Annotated in this window: 19 protein-coding genes; 7 read left to right on the top strand and 12 right to left on the bottom strand. The window is 69.5% G+C overall.

Features of this window, described 5'->3' with window-relative positions; all coding sequences use genetic code 11:
- Positions 1-47: 47 nt before the first annotated feature.
- The 6 genes from EES42_RS21240 to EES42_RS21210 all read right to left on the bottom strand — a co-directional run bounded on the left by EES42_RS21240 (position 48) and on the right by EES42_RS21210 (position 8,277).
- Positions 48-596, bottom strand: coding sequence for a bacterial proteasome activator family protein (locus EES42_RS21240; protein ID WP_124719826.1), 549 nt, complete (start codon positions 594-596; stop codon positions 48-50).
- A 157-nt stretch (positions 597-753) separates the two neighbouring features.
- Positions 754-3,618 (bottom strand): FtsX-like permease family protein, encoded by a 2,865-nt coding sequence (locus EES42_RS21235; protein ID WP_124719825.1) that lies wholly within the window; start codon positions 3,616-3,618, stop codon positions 754-756.
- Complete coding sequence (locus tag EES42_RS21230; protein WP_124719824.1) at positions 3,615-4,394, bottom strand: ABC transporter ATP-binding protein; 780 nt, start codon at positions 4,392-4,394, stop codon at positions 3,615-3,617. Before EES42_RS21230 ends, EES42_RS21235 begins: the two co-directional genes overlap by 4 nt.
- A gap of 241 nt (positions 4,395-4,635) precedes the next feature.
- Complete coding sequence (locus tag EES42_RS21225) at positions 4,636-5,250, bottom strand: PadR family transcriptional regulator (RefSeq protein ID WP_124719823.1); 615 nt, start codon at positions 5,248-5,250, stop codon at positions 4,636-4,638.
- Positions 5,251-6,122: 872 nt separating this feature from the next.
- Positions 6,123-6,551 (bottom strand): hypothetical protein, encoded by a 429-nt coding sequence (locus EES42_RS21215; RefSeq protein ID WP_124719822.1) that lies wholly within the window; start codon positions 6,549-6,551, stop codon positions 6,123-6,125.
- Positions 6,552-6,633: 82 nt separating this feature from the next.
- On the bottom strand, positions 6,634-8,277 hold the full coding sequence (locus tag EES42_RS21210; RefSeq protein WP_124719821.1) for a protein kinase domain-containing protein: 1,644 nt from the start codon (positions 8,275-8,277) through the stop codon (positions 6,634-6,636).
- Between the two features lie 291 nt (positions 8,278-8,568).
- On the opposite strand from EES42_RS21210, the gene EES42_RS21205 reads away from it, so the two are divergent.
- Positions 8,569-10,200 carry a protein kinase domain-containing protein gene (locus EES42_RS21205; RefSeq protein ID WP_124719820.1) on the top strand — a complete coding sequence of 544 codons (1,632 nt, stop codon included), beginning with the start codon at positions 8,569-8,571 and terminating at the stop codon, positions 10,198-10,200.
- Positions 10,201-10,260: 60 nt separating this feature from the next.
- Here the strand turns inward: EES42_RS21205 and EES42_RS21200 are convergent, their stop codons facing one another.
- The 3 genes from EES42_RS21200 to EES42_RS21190 form a co-directional block, all read right to left on the bottom strand.
- On the bottom strand, positions 10,261-11,253 hold the full coding sequence (locus EES42_RS21200; protein WP_124720166.1) for a phosphotransferase: 993 nt from the start codon (positions 11,251-11,253) through the stop codon (positions 10,261-10,263).
- A 219-nt stretch (positions 11,254-11,472) separates the two neighbouring features.
- Positions 11,473-11,901: a pyridoxamine 5'-phosphate oxidase family protein gene (locus EES42_RS21195; RefSeq protein WP_124719819.1), complete on the bottom strand. Its 429-nt coding sequence runs from the start codon at positions 11,899-11,901 to the stop codon at positions 11,473-11,475.
- A 131-nt stretch (positions 11,902-12,032) separates the two neighbouring features.
- The gene (locus EES42_RS21190; protein WP_124720165.1) at positions 12,033-12,692 is read right to left on the bottom strand and encodes a response regulator; all 660 of its coding nucleotides are present in this window, start codon (positions 12,690-12,692) and stop codon (positions 12,033-12,035) included.
- 340 nt (positions 12,693-13,032) lie between these two features.
- Between EES42_RS21190 and pdhA the strand changes: the two genes are divergently transcribed.
- From pdhA to EES42_RS21175, 3 genes are read left to right on the top strand one after another with little or no spacing between them, the layout of a single operon-like run.
- Positions 13,033-14,214 (top strand): pyruvate dehydrogenase (acetyl-transferring) E1 component subunit alpha, encoded by a 1,182-nt coding sequence (pdhA, locus tag EES42_RS21185; RefSeq protein WP_124719818.1) that lies wholly within the window; start codon positions 13,033-13,035, stop codon positions 14,212-14,214.
- A 2-nt stretch (positions 14,215-14,216) separates the two neighbouring features.
- Positions 14,217-15,197, top strand: a complete 981-nt coding sequence (locus EES42_RS21180; protein ID WP_124719817.1) for an alpha-ketoacid dehydrogenase subunit beta — start codon at positions 14,217-14,219, stop codon at positions 15,195-15,197.
- 10 nt (positions 15,198-15,207) lie between these two features.
- A complete protein-coding gene (locus EES42_RS21175) occupies positions 15,208-16,623 on the top strand; it encodes a dihydrolipoamide acetyltransferase family protein (RefSeq protein WP_124719816.1) in 1,416 nt (471 codons plus the stop codon).
- On the opposite strand, the gene EES42_RS21170 is transcribed toward EES42_RS21175, so the two are convergent.
- On the bottom strand, positions 16,610-17,104 hold the full coding sequence (locus tag EES42_RS21170; protein WP_124719815.1) for an ATP-binding protein: 495 nt from the start codon (positions 17,102-17,104) through the stop codon (positions 16,610-16,612). The genes EES42_RS21175 and EES42_RS21170 overlap by 14 nt on opposite strands.
- A gap of 239 nt (positions 17,105-17,343) precedes the next feature.
- On the opposite strand from EES42_RS21170, the gene EES42_RS21165 reads away from it, so the two are divergent.
- Together EES42_RS21165 and EES42_RS21160 are read left to right on the top strand one after the other, a co-directional pair.
- On the top strand, positions 17,344-18,225 hold the full coding sequence (locus EES42_RS21165) for a helix-turn-helix domain-containing protein (RefSeq protein ID WP_124719814.1): 882 nt from the start codon (positions 17,344-17,346) through the stop codon (positions 18,223-18,225).
- A gap of 5 nt (positions 18,226-18,230) precedes the next feature.
- Positions 18,231-18,419 (top strand): DUF397 domain-containing protein, encoded by a 189-nt coding sequence (locus EES42_RS21160; protein ID WP_124719813.1) that lies wholly within the window; start codon positions 18,231-18,233, stop codon positions 18,417-18,419.
- Positions 18,420-18,498: 79 nt separating this feature from the next.
- Here the strand turns inward: EES42_RS21160 and EES42_RS21155 are convergent, their stop codons facing one another.
- Both EES42_RS21155 and EES42_RS44800 read right to left on the bottom strand, forming a co-directional pair.
- Entirely contained in the window at positions 18,499-18,891 is a 393-nt protein-coding gene (locus EES42_RS21155; protein WP_124719812.1) for an SgcJ/EcaC family oxidoreductase, read from the bottom strand.
- A gap of 102 nt (positions 18,892-18,993) precedes the next feature.
- The gene (locus EES42_RS44800; RefSeq protein ID WP_164495283.1) at positions 18,994-19,158 is read right to left on the bottom strand and encodes a hypothetical protein; all 165 of its coding nucleotides are present in this window, start codon (positions 19,156-19,158) and stop codon (positions 18,994-18,996) included.
- A 277-nt stretch (positions 19,159-19,435) separates the two neighbouring features.
- Between EES42_RS44800 and EES42_RS21150 the strand changes: the two genes are divergently transcribed.
- On the top strand, positions 19,436-20,128 hold a 693-nt coding region (locus tag EES42_RS21150; protein WP_124719811.1), incomplete at its 3' end, for a class I SAM-dependent methyltransferase.

Raw genomic sequence — 20,128 nt, 5'->3', positions numbered from 1 at the left:
GTCAGGTGCGTACGGCCAGGTATCTCTCAGGTGCGGGGACGGGGCGTCTAGAGGTACGGGCCCGACCGGATGGCCCCGTGCGGGTCACCGCTGCCGTCCTCTTCCTCGTGGGCGCTGCCCGGCGGAAGGGCGCGGCGCATCTGTTCCAACTGGGCCCGGGCCGCCATCTGCTGGGCGAACAGCGCCGTCTGGATGCCGTGGAACAGGCCCTCCAGCCAGCCCACCAACTGTGCCTGGGCAATCCGGAGTTCCGCCTCGGAGGGCACCGATTCCTCGGTGAACGGCAGAGAGAGCCGCTCCAGCTCCTCCACCAGCTCCGGCGCGAGGCCGTCCTCCAGCTCCTTCACCGAGCTGGCGTGGATCTCCTTGAGCCTGACCCGGCTCGCCTCGTCGAGAGGAGCCGCCCTGACCTCCTCCAGGAGCTGCTTGATCATGCTGCCGATGCGCATGACCTTCGCGGGCTGTTCGACCATCTCCGTCACCGGGACCTCACGCGATTCGTCGTCAGTGCCACCGCCGCCGATCGCCATGCCGTCCTGCCCCACCACGAGGACTTGGGGGTGCTCCTGCGACCGTTCATTCCTCGGCATCTCCATGGCGCCATTGTCTCGCACAGCTGCCGTACGACACTGTGGTGCCCCCGCAAACGGTTGATCCACCGTTTACGGGGGCACCAAGTCAGCCGGTCAGCCCACCGGCCGCACCACCTCCGGGGCCTCCGGGGCCTCAGCCGTCATCCGGTCCGTCGCACCGTCATCCGGCCCGCCGCGCCAGCGCGAGGCGTGAGCGGGTGAGTGCCGCCGCGAGCAGACCGGCCAGCACCGGGACGCCCACCACGAGCAGGCCGAGGGTGGGCCAGGGCAGCACGATCGGGGTGTACGCGGACTCCGTGGGTTCCTGCCGCATCGCCTGCAGGGCCAGGCGCAGGTCGACCAGCCGCAGCGCCACCGCGGGCACCAGTCCCGCCAGCGTGCCGAGGACCACGCCCGTGAGTGCCACCACCACGCACTGGAAGCCGGACAGCTTCCGCCGCACGCTCGGGGGCGCACCCACCGCGCTCAGAGTGTTGAGATCGGCTTCCGCGTCCGCCTTGGCGAGGCCCGTGGTGATCGCGGCGGCGCCCAGCGTCACCATTCCGGCGAACAGCGTCAGGATCAGCAGCATGGCGTCCACGCTCCCGTCGGGGCCGGACTCGGACTGCATCACGACGCCGTCGCCGGCCTGCGCGAGCGCGCCGTAGGTCTGCTGCGTCTCGGCCTCCGTCGGTGTGTGCGAGACGGTGTACACGCTGCCGCTCTCCGCGGTGTGCAGGCCGAGCCGTTCCGCGGTCCGCTGCGGGACGATCATGGCGAACCCGGGGGTGGCGGCGTACTTCGCGGGTGCCACGTACACCTTCAGCCGGTCCGTGGTGGTCCGTGCCTTGCCTGGGTGCAGCTTCCGGTTCTGCTTGTCCTTCTCGTTGTAGCGGTGGACCGCCTTGATGGTGGCCTCGCCGTTCTTCGCGTACGCCTCGTTGAGCAGGACCGGTGTGCCGGCCGCCAGTGCCTCGGCGGCCGCAGGGTCGTCGAGCTTCACATAGGTGCTGAGCATGGCCTCGTCCGCCACCACGATGCCGCTCTCACCGGAACTGAAGAGGCCCGTCGTAGTCCTGCCCGCGAGGCAGGCAGGGGAACTCATCAGCTTCCTGTGCTCGTCGGAGGAGAGCCGCGCGGCGAGCTCCTTGGCACCCTTTTCGGTGAGCGGACATACGTGGTCCTTGCCGGCGGGCTTGACCAGTTCGAGCGAGCCGCAGCTGTTCTCGTCGTCGCCGTAGATGTCGCAGTCGCTGCCCGCCCAGACCCGTCGGAAGTCGGCATGCCCGCCGGTGACGGCCATGTTCCGTTCGACGGCGGCCCGTGCCTGCGGGAGCTGGGTGTAGGCCTTGAGGCCGGAGGAGGAGTAGGCGAAGGCGGAGAGGATCACCGTTCCCTGGGTCTGGGTGGGCGTGTAGTCGAATGCGGACTCGGCCTTGGTGCTGGACATGTACGTGGCGACGGCGACCGATCCGGCGACGGCCGCCATCACGGCCGCGACCGCGGGTGCGGTACGGCCACGGTTGCGGGCCGCGTCGCGCAGCGCCAGCCGGGGGGAGAGCGGCAGCATGCGGCCGAGCCGGCCGAGGAAGCCGACGATCACCGGGATGCAGGCGAGCAGCCCGAGCTCGGCGGCCACCGAGCCACCGGCCACCAGTGACGAGTCCCCGCTGGTGCCGCCGTAGACGGCGACGGCGCATCCGACGGCCAGTACGCAGCCGCCCAGGACGGGCATCACCCGGGAGGAGCGGCGGACGCCACGGCGTCCGGTGAGCGACTCAAGTACCGACTGCCGGCTCGCCACGATCGCCGGGGCGAACGCCGCGAGAAGGCCGGTGACCAGGCCGATCACCGCGATGAGCAGCATTTCCATCGGGTTCAGGGTGAGAGAGCCGAAGCGGTGTCCGGCCCATGCCTCGATCGTCGGGCGGAAGACGGCGGTGGCCGCCAGCCCGACCACCACACCGGTCGCGGCTCCGATGCCGCCGAGCACCAGACCACCGCCGAGCACCACGGCCCGGACATGGCGTCGGTCTCCGCCACACGTGCCGAGCAGGCCGAGCTGGCGGCGCGAGCGGCGCGCACCGACCGCGAAGGCCGGTCCGGCGAGCAGCACGATCTCCAGGACCGCCATGGCGATCACGGTGATGAGCGGTGCGTTCGGCTTTCCTTCGGAGAAGTCCGGGTATTCCTCGCCGCCCTTCCTGGCCAGCGGGATCTCGGAGTCCGGCGGCGGGTCGAGGACGACCTGACGGGACTTGACGACGACGCCGGACTTGTTGGCCTCCATGACGTCCGGCCAGGTCACGCCCACCCCTTCGGGGCCCTTGACCAGCCAGTCCACGGTGCTGGTGTTCGGCGGCACCACCTTCTTGTCGTGGTCGGACCTTGCCTTCCACGGGGCGATGACCGCCCCCGGGTCGGCGTACAGAGCCTTGGTGTTGAGCGAGTCGGGCTCCTCGACGACACCGGTGATCGTGTATTTCTTGCCGAAGTTGCGCACGGTGGTGACCGAGCCGACGTTCAGTCCGGTCGACTTCAGGAACGGTTCGGTGGCGGCCAGCTCGTCCTTGCCGTGCGGGAATTCACCGCGTACGAGCTCGATCCTGCCGCGGGCCAGCTCGTCCGATGTCCGGAACTCGTGGATGTCGGTCTCGGAGATGCCGTACTTGGTGGTGATGCTCGCCGGGACGGACTGGATGCTGATCGCCCGTGAGCCCTTGGGGAACGTGGTGCTGATGTCGAGCAGCGGGGCGTTCTCGTCCACCACTGCGTTCTCGTCGACCTGTTCGTACCTGTCCCCGTCGGGCAGCTGCTCGATCGGGCCGATCCGCTGGTCGCTGAAGAGCGCGTCGGCGGAGCCCATGTCGGCCGTCAGCTGCTCGGCCGTGGTGGGTGACACGCTGCGGTACGTCACGTCGAGGGCGGTGACGCCGACCACCGGTACGGCGATCATCGCGACCACGAGTGCGCTGCGGCCCTTGAACCGCATCGCGTCGCGCCGGGCTATCCGCAGGGCGGCGCGCCAGCCGGTGAAGACGCTCACTTGGCGGCCTCGGAGGTGAGGAGCGAGTCGGCGTCGGCGGTGAGCGTCTGGTCGACGATCGAACCGTCGCGGAGGAAGACGACCCGGTCCGCCCAGGCCGCGTACCGCGGCTCGTGCGTCACCATGACACCGGCCGCGCCCTGGTCGCAGCGGTTGCGCAGCAGCGCGAGCACCTTCTCGCCGGTCTCGGAGTCGAGCGCTCCGGTCGGCTCGTCGGCGAGCACCAGGCGCCGGTCCCCCACCAGCGCGCGGGCGATCGCGACCCGCTGCTGCTGGCCGCCGGACATCTCGTCCGGGAACCGGTCGGCGACCTCCAGCAGCTTCATCTCCTCCAGCGCCTCCCGGGCCTCCTTGCGGGCCTTGCGGACGGAGACACCGTCGAGCTCGCGCGGCAGGGCGATGTTCTCGGCGGCGGTGAGCGCGGGGATCAGGTTGTAGTCCTGGAAGACATAGCCGACGCTGCGGCGGCGCAGCGCGGCGATGCCCTTGCGGCCGAGTCCGGAGATGTCCTGGCCCTCGATGACGACCTGGCCGCTGGTCGCGGTGTCGAGACCGCCCGCGATGGTCAGCAGGGTCGACTTGCCGGAACCGGACGGGCCCATCACGGCGACGAGTTCACCGGCGTGCACGGCGAGGTCGATGCCGCGCAGGGCGTGCACCTCGGCGATGCCGGAGCCGTGGGTGCGGGTGAGCGCCCGGAGTTCGAGGACCGGTGCGCCGGCCGGTACGGGTGCGCCGGTCGGCGCCGCGGATCGGGGCGGGACGTGCGAGGACATGGTGAACGGTTCCCCCTTGGAACGGGTGTGTGGGGCGACGGAGCCGGGACGGCGGAGCGGTCTGTGGCGGACCGTGCCGGTGTCCGCTGCGTACGCGGGTGGCCTGTGGCCCGGGTTCCGCGCCGGCGGTGGTCGGTGCCGGCTGCGGTGTGCGGCAGGCGGAGTGCGTCAGACGGTGTGCGGCAGGCGCGGGGCGTGTGTGCTCAGCGCCTGCTGCGGTGTGCGATGTGCGGTGTGTTGATCAGCGCCGGCTGCGCGGGAGGGCGACGCGGGGCGTGGTGCGTCCGGTCGTACGGACCTCGGGGTCCGGCTCCCTGGCGGCGGCGTCGGCGAGGCGGATCAACCGGGTCTCGCAGTGGTCCAGCCAGCGTGCCTCGGCCTCCGCCTGGAAGATCAGCTGCTCCAGCACGAGCAGCCAGGCGACCTCGTCGCGGTTGGTCGGGACATCGCTGAGCGACTGCGCCTTGAGACGGGTGTAGTCCTGCATCGCCTTCAGGGTGTGGTGGCGCTGGGACTGGATGACGGCACGGATGTCGACACCGGGCGCGCCGACCGCCATGGCGAGCTTGATGGCCAGCTCGTCGCGGGGCGGGTTGCTGCGGTCGACGGGCGTCTCGAACCAGTTCCGCAGCTCGGTGCGTCCGCCGTCGGTGATCGCGTAGAGAGCATGGCCCTGGTCGTCCTCGTCGTCCTGGACGACCAGGCCGTCGCGCTCCAGCCGGCTGAGCGTCGTGTACACCTGGCCGACGTTGAGTGGCCAGGTGGAGCCGGTGCGCGACTCGAATTCGGTACGGAGTTGGGAGCCGTATCTGGGCCCCCGCTCCAGCAGGGCCAGCAGCCCGTGGCGGATCGACATACTCAGTATGTATACCGAGTATGTCGCTCGATGCAAATCCCTCCGGGGGTGCGCGAGACCCGGTGAGGGGCCCGGGGTGGCTCAGTCGGCCCGGCGCATACGGAACGCCAGGAAGCCCAGCCCCATCCCGATCAGCGCGATTCCCGCGCCCAGTGAGACCTGCTTCACCCGGCGCACGGTCGGCGCGTCCAGGGCCTGCGGCGAGAGCCCGTCGGTGCCGGGGGATGTGCTTGCTGCGGGCGGCGCGGCAGGTATCGGCTCCGGATCAGTCGTGGCGGAGGGTGAGGCAGACTGCTGAAACGTATTGTCCGCGTGCGCGAGCTCCTGCGGCGAGAGCTGCCGTCCGGGCCGCAGTCGGCCCTCCCCGGCCTCCCGCCCGGCCAGCGGGGACCGTGCCTCGGAACGCGGCGTCTTCTCGGGGGAGTCGGAGCCTGCGGGAGCGGCGGAGGAGAGGGAGCCGGAAGCCCGGCGGGATGGCAGTGGTGATCCGAGGGGTGCGGGGGCGGCCGAAGAGGTGGCCGATGGGGCAATCGGCGGGGGGCTGGGCGGAGTGTGCTGGGTAGAGGGGGAAATGGAGCTTTCCGAAGCCTGGTGAGGCTTTGGCGGCGCTGGACTGGCTGCCGAAGTGGTGAATGGTCCCCGCGTTGCCCCCGAGGTGCCGCTGGGTGGCTGGTGACTGGCGTGAGCTTGGACCTGTAGCAGCGCCAGCGCCGCACCCGACGCCGCCATGCAGGCGACGCGCCGCGAATGCCGTGAGTGGAAGAGCGCAGCAGACATGAGTGCAGCGTTGCATGTGTGGACACAGTGGGCATTTTGGGTGATGCGAGAAGCCCGGCACTTACCTGCGTGCCGGGCTTCTCGTGTGGGTTTGTCTATGCGAGACCGTTGGATCTCCAGTCGCTGTACACACAATTGATCAGGGCGTCACCCTCGCCCCTGCATACCTGAAGTCGTACCTCAGCGATTCCTTCTTTGTCGGTCAGGGACGTCGTCCACTCTGGCTGGGCGCCCTTGCCGCCGTAGTTGATTCGCCACGGCCAGGTGGCCTGTACGCCGTTACTCCGTTTGGTGATCAGCCGGAGGCGTGCGTGATGGCCATCGGCCAGAGTGTCGACGGACCGGAACTCGATCTTGCTCGCGTACGTCCTGCTTGCGAACGTGACATACGCGTCGCCGAAGGCGCCAGTGGTCTCTGCTGACAGGACCACCCCGGTTGCCGCCGAAGCCGAGGTGATGGTCGTGGCGCTGAGAAACGCTACGGATGCCGCCACAAACAGCATGGACTTGCTGCGGAGTCGCATGAATCCCCCCATTCGATTACTGCCGAACGATGATCCTAATTGCGGTGGGCGACAGACTGCAACGTTCCGTAACCGGCGCGGCTCAGGCCGGGTCACCCGTTGCGACGCGCAGTTCGAAGTGGGCGCCGGTCTTGTCCACAGCGGTGCCGGACGACGGGAACTGGTCGATGATCTGGTCCTCCGCATATGTGTTCCCCGGGACCTCGATCTTCTTGACGGTCCAGCCAGCTGCGTCTGCACACGCCTTCGCGGACAGGAAGTCCTTGTACAAGAACTTCGGCGCGTCGACCTTCTCCGGGTCGTCGCTGTCCTCCAGCGCGTCCGTGCAGTCCTCGGTGTCCATCGTCCGGTTCCGCTCCGGATCCTTGTGCTCGCCGGCGGGGGACTGGCCGGCCGTGGGGTCGTCCTTCTCGCCCGAGTCCTTGAGGGAGAGGACCGTGATCAGTCCGCCTATCGCGATCAGTGCGACCACGATCGAGCCCACGACGACCGGCATGCTCCGCTTGGAGCCGCCCCCGCCCGAGCCGGCGGGCGTCTGCTGCTGGGTCTGCGGGGAGATCGTGTAGGGCGGCGGGGTCTGCTGGGCCGGGACCTGGCTCTGGTACGGCTGGGCCGACTGCGGGTAGCCGTACGACGGGGCGGGGGTGGGGGCCGGGGTCGGCGCGTACGGGCCCGGCTGGGCGCCCGACTGGTACGGGCCCGGCTGGTAGGGCGTCTGGACGCTCTGGGGCATTCCGCCGGACTGGTCGACCGGGGGGAAGACCGCCGAGCCGACGCCCGAGCCGCTGTTCGCCGGGGCGCCGCCGCCCGCGACGATCACCGGAGCGCCCGTGGAGCCGCTCGCGGCCAGCACGCGGGCGATCTCGTCCTGCATCGCCGCCGCGCTAGGGAAGCGCTCGTTCGGGTTCTTCTTCAGCGCGCGGGCGACCAGCGCGTCCATCGCCGGGGTGATCGACCGGTTGATGGTGGAGGGCGCGACCGGCTCCTCCTGGACGTGCGCGTACGCGATGGCCAGCGGGGAGTCCGCGTCGAACGGGATCCGCCCGGTCAGCAGCTGGAAGAGCATGATGCCGACCGAGTACAGGTCGGAGCGGGCGTCCACGCCGCGGCCGAGGGCCTGCTCGGGGGAGAGATACTGCGGGGTGCCGACGACCATGCCGGTCTGCGTCATCGACGTGACGCCCGACTGCATGGCGCGGGCGATGCCGAAGTCCATGACCTTCACGACGCCGCGCTTGGTCATCATCACGTTGCCGGGCTTGATGTCGCGGTGGACCAGGCCCATTTCGTGGCTGGTGTCCAGCGCGGCCAGCACGTCGGACGTCACCTTCAGCGCCCGGTCGGCCGGCATCGCGCCATGGTTCTGGATGTCGGCCTGGAGCACGGAGCCGAGCGGCTGCCCCTCCACGTACTCCATGACGATGTACGGCATCAGCGCGCCGCCGAGCTCGTCCTCGCCGGTGTCGAAGACCGAGACGATGTTGGTGTGCTGCAGTTTGGCTACGGCCTGCGCCTCGCGCCGGAACCGCTCGCGGAAGGACTGCTCGCGCCCCAGCTCCGTGTGAAGTGTCTTGATCGCGACCTGTCGGTCCAGGGCGGTGTCGTACGCCAGGTACACCGACGCCATTCCGCCTTCGCCGAGCAGGTCGCGAAGCTGGTAGCGGCCGCCGGCGACCGAACCGCCCGCATAGCGACCCTGTGCGCCGTGTGCGCCGTCCTGGCTCATGACTTGCTCCCCCTCGGCGCGCGACTGACGCGATCATCCATTACGCGCCAAGTCTGCCCGAGGGGTACGACACGTCAAGCCGGGTGCCCGTTCCGTGACCGTACGCACAAGAAGCGTCTCGGAAGCGTTACAGGACCCGCATGAAATTTGCGTGGACGGCACGCCGGGCGGTTGGATGACCGGTCCCTCTCGGAAACGGTGTGTCCGGAAGAGGCTGTAGCGTGACGTGGCAATGCAGCTAGACACCGTGAGAACCCGCGGACGCGCGGACAGATACGACGGCGAGGACTGATGGCACCCGATTCCGAAGCAAACGGCGGCGGAGTTTCGGATGGCACCGACTCCTGGGGCATCGGCGGTGTTGTCGGTGACGGACGTTACCGGATGACCCACCGCCTCGGCCGGGGCGGCATGGCGGAGGTATTCGCGGCCGAGGACGTCAGGCTCGGACGTACCGTCGCGGTGAAGCTCCTGCGTTCCGATCTCGCCGAGGACCCGGTCTCCAAGGCCCGGTTCACGCGCGAGGCGCAGTCGGTCGCCGGGCTCAACCACCACGCGATCGTCGCCGTGTACGACTCCGGCGAGGACGTCGTGGGCGGGGCGACCGTCCCCTACATCGTGATGGAGCTGGTCGAGGGGCGGACCATCCGCGACCTGCTGATCAGTGCCGAGCCGCCGCCGCCCGAGCAGGCCCTGATCATCGTCTCGGGTGTGCTGGAAGCGCTCGCGTACTCGCACCAGCACGGCATCGTGCACCGCGACATCAAGCCGGCCAATGTGATCATCACCAACTCCGGTGCGGTCAAGGTGATGGACTTCGGCATCGCCCGTGCGCTGCACGGCGCGCAGTCGACGATGACCCAGACCGGCATGGTCATGGGCACGCCGCAGTACCTCTCTCCGGAGCAGGCGCTCGGCAAGGCCGTCGACCACCGCTCCGACCTCTACGCCACCGGCTGCCTGCTGTACGAACTCCTGGCCATGCGGCCCCCGTTCACGGGTGAGACGCCGCTCTCCGTCGTGTACCAGCACGTCCAGGACATTCCGGTCCCGCCGTCCGAGGTTCTGGACGCGGTGCCGCCGGAGCTGGACGGGCTGGTCATGCGCTCCCTCGCGAAGGACCCGGACGACCGGTTCCAGAGCGCCGAGGAGATGCGCGGCCTCGTCCAGTACAGCCTTCAGATGCTTCAGGTGCAGGGCGGCCACACGGGTACGTGGAACACCGGCCCGGTCGCGATGCACGAAGGCGGGCACACCCCGGCCATGGGCATGGCCGGGGGCACGATGGCGATGGGCCACCCGCCGCACGGGGACACCTCGCAGGGCCCGATCCTGCCGCCGATGAACCCCGACGACGGCGGCTACGAGGGCGGGCACAACGGTGGTGGCGGCCGCGGCAAGCTGTGGCTGTTCGTCGTGCTCGCGCTGATCGCCATCGGCGCGGGTGTCGCCTTCGCGGTCAACGCCGCGAACGACACCGGGTCGAAGCACGAGAAGAAGCCCGACAAGGTCTCCAGTTCGCCGTCCCCGGAGAAGACTTCGTCCGAGCCGACCGACGACGAGAGCCAGAAGACCGAATTGCCGGGGAACTCCACCGGCAGTCAGCAGGACACCCCGCCCTCGCGGACCTACTCCCCGTCGACCACGCCGACCCAGCCCTCCGTACCGCCGTCGAACCAGCCGTCCCCCCCGGCCACCGGAGGCACGGAGAACGGCGGTACGGGTAACGAGGACGGCGGTACGGGTAACGAGGACGGCGGTACGGGTAACGAGGACGGCGGTACCGGCACGGCCGACGGCGGTGCCACCACCGGTACGTCCGACGGCGGTGCCACCACCGGTACGTCCGACGGCGGTGCCACCACCGGTACGTCCGCGGCGGCAGGCGCGTCCGCGGCGGCCGGTACGGGCGCCACCCCGTGATCACCACTCTGTGATCACCACCCAGTGATCACCCGCTGACCCGGCCGTTCACGGACGCACTCAGCCCGTGAACGCCTCGCGCACCGTCTCGTACTCGCGCGTCCACCAGACCGCCAGGGCCGACACCGCAGGGAACTGCGGGTCGGCCCTTCGGTCGTCCAGGCAGTACCGCCAGCGCAGTATCCAGAAGTCGTTGAGCCGCTCCCACCACACCCGGTGCACCGCGGCGGCCAGTTCGGCCGCCCCGGCCCCGGCCGCCAGCCGGTAGGCCCGCGCGTACGCCCGTACCTTCTCCAGCTCCAGCTTCCCGGCCGGCAGCACGAAGAAGATCGCCGCGGCCCGTACCGCCTCCTCCGCCCTCGGCTGGACGCCCAGCCGGTCCCAGTCGAGGATCGCGACCGGGTCGGTGCCCCGGTACAGGACGTTCAGCGGGTGGAAGTCGCCGTGCACCCAGCCGGTGGCCGGGGCGCCGGGGGTGGGGGGTCTGCGGTCGGCGTGACGTTCAAGCAGGGTGCGCCGCTCCCGCAGGCGGTGCTCGGCCAGCTCGTCGAAGCAGTCCCGGGGGCGGCGCCGGCGCGCGGCCGTCAGCAGGTCGTCGATGAGCGCGAAGGTGTCGCCCGGATCGGCGCTCCGGTAACCGCAGGAGCGGTGCGCGGGACCGGTGCACGGGCCCATGACCTGTTCGAGCCCGGTGTGCACCGTCCCGAGCAGTGTCCCGAGCCGCTCCGACTGGGCGGTGGTGAGCTGGGCGCCCGCCCGGTGCAGCCCGTCCACCCAGGGGTGCAGGGCGTAGCACCGGCCGCCGATCTCCGTGACCGTGTCGCCCTCGGTGTCCTGCACGGGCGGGGCGACGGGCACGCCCAGCGACTGGAGCCGCTGGGTGGCTCGGTGCTGGCGGACGATCGTGGCGCGGTCACCGGTGGAGTCGTCGAGGTGGTGCTTGAGGAAGTACGAGCCGCGGGTGGTGGAGACGCGGTAGCCGTGGTTGAGCAGCCCCTTGGTGATGGGCTTGCAGCTCAGGGGTTCACCGGCGTCCGGGTAGCGGCGCAGCACCTCGTTCACCGGTGGCACCGGCGGCGCCGGCGGCTGTCGTGGCACGGACGGGAAGGGGGCCCGGTCGGCCGGGGACACGGGCGGCGGTGGTACGGAGGGGAACAACGCCCGGTCCACCGGGGACACGGGCGGAGCGGGCACGGAAGGGAACCGGACCCCGCCGGCCGGCGAAGCGGACGGAAGGGTGACAAATGAGCGCAGCACTCACCAGATGTTAGATCACGCTGTGTGGCCGGTCGTCTGACTTGCGTTGAAGTCCAGAGTGTGCACAGAGACGAAGTGCGGCTCGATCCTGAGGTACGCCGGGTCGAAGGGTTCCCCGTTCACCCGGGCGGGACCGTCGCCGAACAGTTCGCGCCGGTCGGCCGAGGGGCGCACGATCTCGGCGGTGCCGGTGAACTGCACGGCCCACAGGTCGTTGCCGCCCGCCTGGGCGGCGGTGTCGAAGTTGTCCGCGCCGTACGCCACGACCGTGCCGTCGCACGCGTTGTGATAGCCGAAACCGCTGTGCATCCGCAGGACCACGTGCCCGTCGATCACGACGTGCCGGGCCACCGACAGGAAGGGAAGGGCCCGCATGCTGGTCGCCAGCCGGCCGTACCGGACGCGGCCGAGAAGTTCGATCGCCTGGAGTTCCTCGGAGGACATGGCCTCCACTCTCCGCCGCCGGGGAGGTCGCAGACAGAGGCTGCGGCCCCGGTTGATCCGGGACCAAGGTCCCGAAGATCACCGGCTTCCCGGCGCTTCCCGGCGTGCTCCTCAGCGCCCCCCGGTGCTCCTCAGCGCTTCTCCGCCTGGAGCCTGGCCACGTACGCGGCGGCCTGCGAGCGCCGTTCCATGCCCAGCTTGGAGAGCAGGCTGGAGACGTAGTTCTTGATCGTCTTCTCGGCGAGGTGCAGCCGCTCGCCGATCACCCGGTTCGTCAGGCCCTCGCCGATCAGGTCGAGGATCTTGCGCTCCTGGTCGGTGAGGCCGGCGAGCTTGTCCTCACCCCGGCCCTTCTTGCCCTCCCGCAGCCGCTCCAGCACCCGCGCGGTCGCCACCGGGTCCAGCAGCGACTTCCCGGCCGCCACGTCACGTACCGCGCTCAGCAGTTCGTTGCCCCGGATCGCCTTCAGTACGTATCCCGAGGCACCCGCCATGATCGCGTCGAAGAGCGCCTCGTCATCGGCGTACGAGGTGAGCATCAGGCACTTGATGTTCTCGTCCTTCGAGCGGACCTCCCGGCAGACCTCCACCCCGCTGCCGTCCGGCAGCCGTACGTCGAGCACCGCCACGTCGGGCCGGGTCGCGGGGATACGGACCAGCGCGTCCGCCGCCGTGCCGGCCTCGCCGACGACCTCGATGTCGTCCTCGGAGGAGAGCAATTCATGGACTCCGCGTCGGACGACTTCATGGTCGTCCAACAGAAAAACGGTGATTTTTCCTTGTTCGCGCACAAAACGCAGTCTCACACACTCACCTCTTCCCTGCCGCCGAACGGCGGGATAACGTGCCGTTGTTCCGGCGGCCTGCGAGGCTGTTACCAATGCTGTGACCAGCGAGAGTTCCCGACTTTTTCGATTTACTTGGAAATCCAAGCAAAATCGCAGGTCAGATAGGGTTTCGCAGTTATGCGGCGTACTGGGTAACGTGCATTCGGCAGGGCGCTCGCCGGGGCACCTGTCACGCCTGTTCCCGGACCGAGCGGCACCCACCCCGTGCACGGGTACGGACACAGGCGAGCCGCACTGGCTTCCCGGCAGACCCCGGGGGCCGGACCGACGGAGGAGCACGCACGTGACCGTGGAGAGCACTGCCGCGCGCAAACCGCGACGCAGCAGCAAGCGGACCAGCGCCGTGAAAACGACCGCGAAGACGTCCGCGAAGACGCCACAGAGTTCCGAGCCCGAGCTCGTACAGCTGCTGACGCCCGAGGGCGAGCGGCTGGAGCATCCGGACTATTCGATCGACCTGACCGCGGAAGAGCTGCGCGGCCTGTACCGGGACATGGTCCTGACCCGCCGCTTCGACGCCGAGGCCACCGCCCTCCAGCGCCAGGGCGAGCTGGGCCTGTGGGCGTCGCTGCTCGGCCAGGAGGCCGCCCAGATCGGCTCCGGCCGGGCCCTGCGCGACGACGACTACGTCTTCCCGACCTACCGGGAGCACGGCGTCGCCTGGTGCCGGGGGGTCGACCCGACCAACCTGCTCGGAATGTTCCGCGGCGTGAACCACGGCGGCTGGGACCCGAACACCAACAACTTCCACCTGTACACGATCGTCATCGGCTCGCAGACCCTGCACGCCACCGGCTACGCCATGGGCGTCGCCAAGGACGGCGCGGACTCGGCCGTGATCGCGTACTTCGGTGACGGCGCCTCCAGCCAGGGGGACGTCGCCGAGTCCTTCACCTTCTCCGCGGTCTACAACGCCCCGGTCGTCTTCTTCTGCCAGAACAACCAGTGGGCGATCTCCGAGCCGACCGAGAAGCAGACCCGCGTCCCGCTCTACCAGCGTGCGCAGGGCTTCGGCTTCCCCGGCGTCCGGGTCGACGGCAACGACGTACTCGCCTGCCTGGCCGTGACCAGGTCGGCGCTGGAGCGGGCCCGCCGGGGTGAGGGGCCCACCCTCGTCGAGGCGTTCACCTACCGGATGGGCGCGCACACCACCTCCGACGACCCGACGAAGTACCGGGCCGACGAGGAGCGGGCCTCCTGGGAGGCCAAGGACCCGATCCTGCGGCTGCGCGCGTACCTGGAGAAGGAGGGCGCCGCCGACGAGGCGTTCTTCACCGCGCTGGACGAGGAGAGCGAGGCCCTCGGCAAGCGGGTCCGCGAGGCGGTACGGGCGATGCCCGACCCCGACCCGATCGCGATCTTCGACAACGTCTACGCGGACGGGAACCCCCTCGTCGACGAGGAGCGCGCCCAGTTCGCCGCCTACCAGGCATCGTTCGCTGACACCGCCGAGGAGGGCAAGTAGCCATGGCCATGGAAAAGATGTCCATTGCGAAGGCTCTCAACGAGTCGCTGCGCAAGGCCCTCGACACCGACCCCAAGGTCCTCATCATGGGTGAGGACGTCGGCAAGCTCGGCGGCGTCTTCCGGATCACCGACGGGCTCCAGAAGGACTTCGGCGAGGACCGGGTGATCGACACCCCGCTCGCCGAGTCCGGCATCGTCGGCACCGCGATCGGCCTGGCCCTGCGCGGCTACCGGCCCGTCGTGGAGATCCAGTTCGACGGCTTCGTCTTCCCCGCGTACGACCAGATCGTCACCCAGCTCGCCAAGATGCACGCCCGTGCGCTCGGCAAGATCAAGCTGCCGGTCGTCATCCGTATCCCGTACGGCGGCGGCATCGGCGCGGTCGAGCACCACAGCGAGTCGCCCGAGGCGCTGTTCGCGCACGTCGCGGGCTTGAAGGTGGTCTCGCCGTCGAACGCGAGCGACGCCTACTGGATGATGCAGCAGGCCGTCCAGAGCGACGACCCGATCATCTTCTTCGAGCCGAAGCGCCGTTACTGGGACAAGGGCGAGGTCGAGACCGACTCCATCCCGGGCCCGCTGCACAAGGCCTCGCTGGCCCGTACCGGCACCGACCTCACGCTCGTCGCGTACGGCCCGATGGTGAAGGTCTGCCTGGAGGCGGCCGCGGCCGCCCAGGAGGAGGGCAAGTCGATCGAGGTCCTGGACCTGCGCTCGATGTCCCCGATCGACTTCGACGCCATCCAGACCTCGGTCGAGAAGACCGGCCGGCTCGTCGTGGTCCACGAGGCGCCGGTGTTCTACGGCTCCGGGGCCGAGATCGCCGCCCGGATCACCGAGCGCTGCTTCTACCACCTGGAAGCACCGGTGCTGCGGGTCGGCGGCTACCACGCCCCGTACCCGCCGGCGCGTCTGGAGGACGAGTACCTGCCGGGTCTCGACCGTGTGCTCGACGCCGTCGACCGCTCGCTGGCGTACTGAGGACTGGGACGTGACAACGATGACCGACACTTCCAACGCTGCTCGCTTCCGTGAGTTCAAGATGCCCGACGTGGGCGAGGGACTGACCGAGGCCGAGATCCTCAAGTGGTACGTCCAGCCCGGCGACACCGTCACCGACGGCCAGGTCGTGTGCGAGGTCGAGACGGCGAAGGCGGCCGTGGAGCTGCCGATCCCGTTCGACGGCGTGGTGCACGAGCTGCGCTTCCCCGAGGGCACGACGGTCGACGTCGGCCAGGTGATCATCGCGGTGGACGTGGCACCGGGCAGCGGCGACGCGGCCCCGGCGGCCGAACCCGCCCCGGCTGCTCAGCCCGAACCGGAGCCCGAGGCTCCGAAGGGCCGCCAGCCGGTCCTGGTCGGCTACGGCGTGGCCGAGAGCTCGACCAAGCGGCGGGCCCGCAAGGGTACGGCCGCTGCCGTACCGGCCGCCGCGGCGGCCATCCAGGGCGAGATGAACGGCCACGGCGCGGTGGTCCCGGAGAGCCGGCCGCTGGCCAAGCCGCCGGTCCGCAAGCTGGCCAAGGACCTGGGCATCGACCTGGCGACGGTCGTCCCGACCGGCGAGGGCGGGATCATCACCCGCGAGGACGTCCACGCGGCGGCCAAGCCCGTACCGGCACAGGCCCCGGCGCCGATCGCCGCCGCTCCGGTGGCGGAGGCCGCTCCCGAGACCCCGGCTCCGGCCGTCGTCACCACGGTGGGCGCCCGCGAGACCCGTATCCCGGTCAAGGGCGTACGCAAGGCCATCGCCCAGGCGATGGTCGGCAGCGCCTTCACGGCTCCGCACGTCACCGAGTTCGTCACCGTCGACGTGACGCGCACGATGAAGCTGGTCGCGGAGCTCAAGGAGGACAAGGACATGGCGGGGGTGCGGGTCAACCCGCTCCTGATCATCGCCAAGGCCCTCCTGGTCGCGATCAAGCGGAACCCGGAGGTCAACGCCGCCTGGGACGAGGCGAACCAGGAGATCGTCCAGAAGCACTACGTGAACCTGGGCATCGCCGCCGCGACCCCGCGCGGTCTGATCGTGCCGAACATCAAGGACGCGCACGAGCAGACGCTTCCGCAACTGGCCGCGTCCCTCGGTGAGTTGGTCTCCACGGCCCGCGAGGGCAAGACCTCCCCCGCCGCGATGGCGGGCGGCACGGTGACCATCACCAACGTCGGCGTCTTCGGCGTCGACACGGGCACCCCGATCCTGAACCCGGGCGAGTCCGCGATCCTCGCGGTCGGTGCGATCAAGCTCCAGCCGTGGGTCCACAAGGGCAAGGTGAAGCCCCGTCAGGTCACCACGCTGGCCCTGTCGTTCGACCACCGCCTGGTCGACGGCGAGCTCGGCTCCAAGGTCCTGGCGGACGTCGCCGCGATCCTGGAACAGCCGAAGCGCCTGATCACCTGGGCGTAGCTGTACGAGATGGGCCCGCGCGAACTTCGCGCGGGCCCATCGGCATGTCCGGCCCCTGCCGCAGGGCGAGTTCGGCGAACACGGTCTTCCCGACGGTGCGCGGCTCGATGCCCCAGCGGTCCGCGATCCGCGCGACGATCAGGAGCCCCCGCCCGTAGCACTCGTCGCCCGCGGCCTCGCGCAGACCGGGCAGCCGCTCGCCGCGCGGGTCACTGACCGCGATACGGAGCGTGGTCGCGGTGAGCGTGAGGTGAACGCGGAAGAGCCGCCCCCGGATGGCGCCGTGCAGTAACGCGTTGGTCGCCAACTCGCTGACCAGCAAGGCCGCGTCGCCGGCCAGCCCCGGATACCCCCACTCCCGTACGAGCCGCGCGGTACGGCGCCGGGAGAAGGTGACGCTGCGGGCGGTCGGCGTGAAGTTGAGTCTGTCCTCGCGGAGAACGGGTTCGGGGACGGGGGGCTTCTCTTGGGCTGAGGTCATGGGCGCGTACCTCTCGGTGAGGGGCGGTGGCGATGCCGCGCTTGCGGGGCGCCGGTTTCGGCGCGGGGCAGGGCGGTGCACTTCCGCCGGTTTCGGCTCCGCTGTGCGAGCGGTGGAACACCGACGGTAGCGGTGTGATCGCGTGTGCAGCAATAAGTTCGGGCAGAAATTTCTCTGCCCTAGTTGGTGTTCGAGGAGAATGAGTCCGAGACTTGGGCAACTCGGCGGAGGGATGCGACGTGGCAGGTAACAGCCCTGATCGGGGCCGGACGGTCTCGACTGTGCTCGGGCGCCGTCTCGGAGGGGAGTTGCTGCGCATGCGCGAGGGGCGTTCCCTGCGGCAATCGCACGCCGCGGAGGCGCTGACGGCGTCGGTCGCCAAGGTTGCGAAGATCGAGCGGGGCCTCGTACCGATACGGGATCCCGACATCAGGGCCTTGTGCCACCTGTACGGCGAGGGTGACGCCGATTTCATCGACAGGTTGCTGGCACTCGCCAAGACCGACCGCGAACGTCGCAAGGCAAGTGGTTGGTGGAATCAGTACCCGGGACTCCAGTCCATGGCCGAGTATGTGGCGCTGGAGGACATCGCCACCAGCCTTCGCACCTGGCAAGTCGCCATCGTGCCTGGACTGTTGCAGACCCCGGACTACGCCAGAGCGCTCGCCGTGGGAAACGGGTCCTGGGAGGACCCCGACGAGATCGAACCCTTCGTCGAGTCCAGGATGGCGCGGCAGGCGCGGTTGATCGGCGACCGCCCGCTTGAGCTGCGGGTGGTGGTGCATGAAGGCGCCCTGCGTCAGCTGGTGGGCGGACGCGAGGTGATGAGGGAACAGCTCGGCAGGCTGCTGGACGTGGCGCGGCAGCCGAACGTGAAGCTTCAGGTGATGCCGTACATCGCCGGTGCTCACCCCGGCATGACAAGCGCCTTCACCATCGTGTCCTTCGCTGAACCGGGGGCGCTTGATGTGGTTCACATGGATACGACCTCGACCACTCTCTGGCTGGAGAGCGATACTGATGCCGAGCGCCACAGCAGCCTTTTCGACCGCATCTCGCGCCTGGGGCTTGCGCAGCACACCTCGGTCAGACTCATCAACGCCATTCTCAGGGAGCTGTAAACCGCGTGCCCGGGTACGAGTTCGTCAAGTCCAGCTACAGCGGCGGCAACGCGGGCCAGGAGTGTGTCGAAGTGGCCCGCAACATCCCTCGTACCGTCGCCGTCCGCGACTCCAAGCGCCCCGACGGCCCGCTTCTCGTGCTCGCTCCCGCCGCGTGGGACACCTTCACGGCGGACCTGCGCCGGCGACCGTAGGCGCGGCGGTGGAACGGCGAGGGCGCGGAGGGCGCCTGCAAGATCCCCCGCGCCGTCGCCGTCCGTGACTCCGAGATGTCTATCCGGCCCACACTGCCGTGTTCTGGCAGGCGTGCAGCAGCCACCTTCCGTCATCCTGCTTCGTCATGACGTAGAGCGGAGCGCCTTCCGTTTCGCCCTCCGGTGAGTGGTAGACCTGCCGTACCTTCACGGCCGCCACGTCGGGCCGCAGGAATTGCGTGTGCACTGCCTTGTAGGTGATCTCGCCCTCCCAGCTGGCCGCCGGCAGCACGGTGCGGGTGAACTCGGCGATCGCGTCGAAGCCGATCAGGACCTTGCCGTGGCCGGTCGTCCAGAGGGCGTCGGGGTGGAAGAGCGCGAGGAAGCCCTCGACGTCCTTGGCACGCTGAGCGCGCTCGACGGTGGCGACGACCTGTTCGATGGCTTTGATGTCTGCGGTTTCGGTGTTCATGCGGATAACTCTGGGATCTCAAGCGGACTTGAGGTCAAGGCACGGCTGCGAGATTGTTCGGGCCGGGCTGGTCCGGTCGTCGGACCGATCCGGCCGGGCCGGCTAACGCTCCGACTCCACCGCCCTCCCCGGAACCAGCAGGGCGAGGGTGCTGCGCGCTTCACGTCGCAGTGTGCGACGCCGGGCGAAGGTCGCGGTGAGGGCGAGGACGGAGACCGTGCCCCCGTAGAACACGGCGGCAATCGTGGAGAGGAGCCCGATCGGCATCGGGCACGCACCTTTCTTCCCCCGCTCGGCCCGCTGGGCTCACAGGCCTGGACGGGCGTTGATGCGTTTCCACTCCATCGTACGAACTCCGTCAACTGCCCGGCGCGGTAAGGACGGTCTTCGTGGATAGCGGGGGACGATCCGGGAAGGATCACCGGCGTCCGGAGTATCACCGGCTTCGCCGACTCCGTTGGTTCACCGTCTTCCATCGAACAGTGCTTGCGGAACCTGTGGCTCGCCCTTCTCGGCCTTCCAACCGATCGAAAGGTTTCCCTCCGTGCACAAGCGGTCCCCGATCCTCGTGACCGAACCCACCCCCACCTTGCTGGAGCGGCTTCCCGTTCTACGCCGTGGACTTGACCGGCTGGAGCGCAGGCCCACCGCGTTCGGCCTGGTCATGTGGCCCTTTGGCCTGGCCAAACCGGTGTTTCTGGACCACGTGGTGGCACCCGAGCCGCGCGCCGAAATCAGCCCTGTGTGCGCGCTCCTGGAGAAGAGCCGGGAGCGTTACGCCGAACAGCTCACCGGTTTTCTGGAGTACGCCGACCAGTTGGCCGGGATCCCCCTGAACGGAGTGGAGAAGGCCGCCACCGCCTACTGGGGCAACACCTGGCTGCCCCCGCTGGACGCGCTCTCGCTCTATGGTTTCCTCGCCTCCGAGCGGCCGGCCCGCTATCTCGAAGTCGGCTCGGGGAACTCCACCAAGTTCGCCCGCCGGGCCATTCAGGACCTCGGCCTGAGCACCCGCATCACGTCGATCGACCCGGAGCCCCGGGCCCATATCGACCACCTCTGCGACGAGGTGGTCCGTCTCCCGCTCCAGGAGGCCGACCTCGGCGTCTTCGCCGAACTGGAGCCGGGAGACATCCTCTTCATCGACGGTTCGCACCGGCTCCAGATGGGCTCCGACGTCATGGTGTTCTTCTTCGAACTGCTGCCCCGCCTGAAGCCGGGGGTGCTCATCCAGGTA

Source organism: Streptomyces sp. ADI95-17 (assembly GCF_003846175.1).
Classification (GTDB): domain Bacteria; phylum Actinomycetota; class Actinomycetes; order Streptomycetales; family Streptomycetaceae; genus Streptomyces; species Streptomyces sanglieri.
This window is presented reverse-complemented; position numbering and strand designations above follow the sequence as displayed.

Coding starts and splice junctions, on each gene's coding strand:
- EES42_RS44800 (WP_164495283.1), bottom strand. CDS start 19,158: ATGCCGATCGGGCTCCTCTCCACGATTGCCGCCGTGTTCTACGGGGGC.
- EES42_RS21240 (WP_124719826.1), bottom strand. CDS start 596: ATGGAGATGCCGAGGAATGAACGGTCGCAGGAGCACCCCCAAGTCCTC.
- EES42_RS21215 (WP_124719822.1), bottom strand. CDS start 6,551: ATGCGACTCCGCAGCAAGTCCATGCTGTTTGTGGCGGCATCCGTAGCG.
- EES42_RS21195 (WP_124719819.1), bottom strand. CDS start 11,901: ATGTCCTCCGAGGAACTCCAGGCGATCGAACTTCTCGGCCGCGTCCGG.
- EES42_RS21230 (WP_124719824.1), bottom strand. CDS start 4,394: ATGTCCTCGCACGTCCCGCCCCGATCCGCGGCGCCGACCGGCGCACCC.
- EES42_RS21170 (WP_124719815.1), bottom strand. CDS start 17,104: ATGACCTCAGCCCAAGAGAAGCCCCCCGTCCCCGAACCCGTTCTCCGC.
- EES42_RS21210 (WP_124719821.1), bottom strand. CDS start 8,277: ATGAGCCAGGACGGCGCACACGGCGCACAGGGTCGCTATGCGGGCGGT.
- EES42_RS21155 (WP_124719812.1), bottom strand. CDS start 18,891: ATGAACACCGAAACCGCAGACATCAAAGCCATCGAACAGGTCGTCGCC.
- EES42_RS21180 (WP_124719817.1), top strand. CDS start 14,217: ATGGCCATGGAAAAGATGTCCATTGCGAAGGCTCTCAACGAGTCGCTG.
- EES42_RS21225 (WP_124719823.1), bottom strand. CDS start 5,250: ATGTCGATCCGCCACGGGCTGCTGGCCCTGCTGGAGCGGGGGCCCAGA.
- EES42_RS21205 (WP_124719820.1), top strand. CDS start 8,569: ATGGCACCCGATTCCGAAGCAAACGGCGGCGGAGTTTCGGATGGCACC.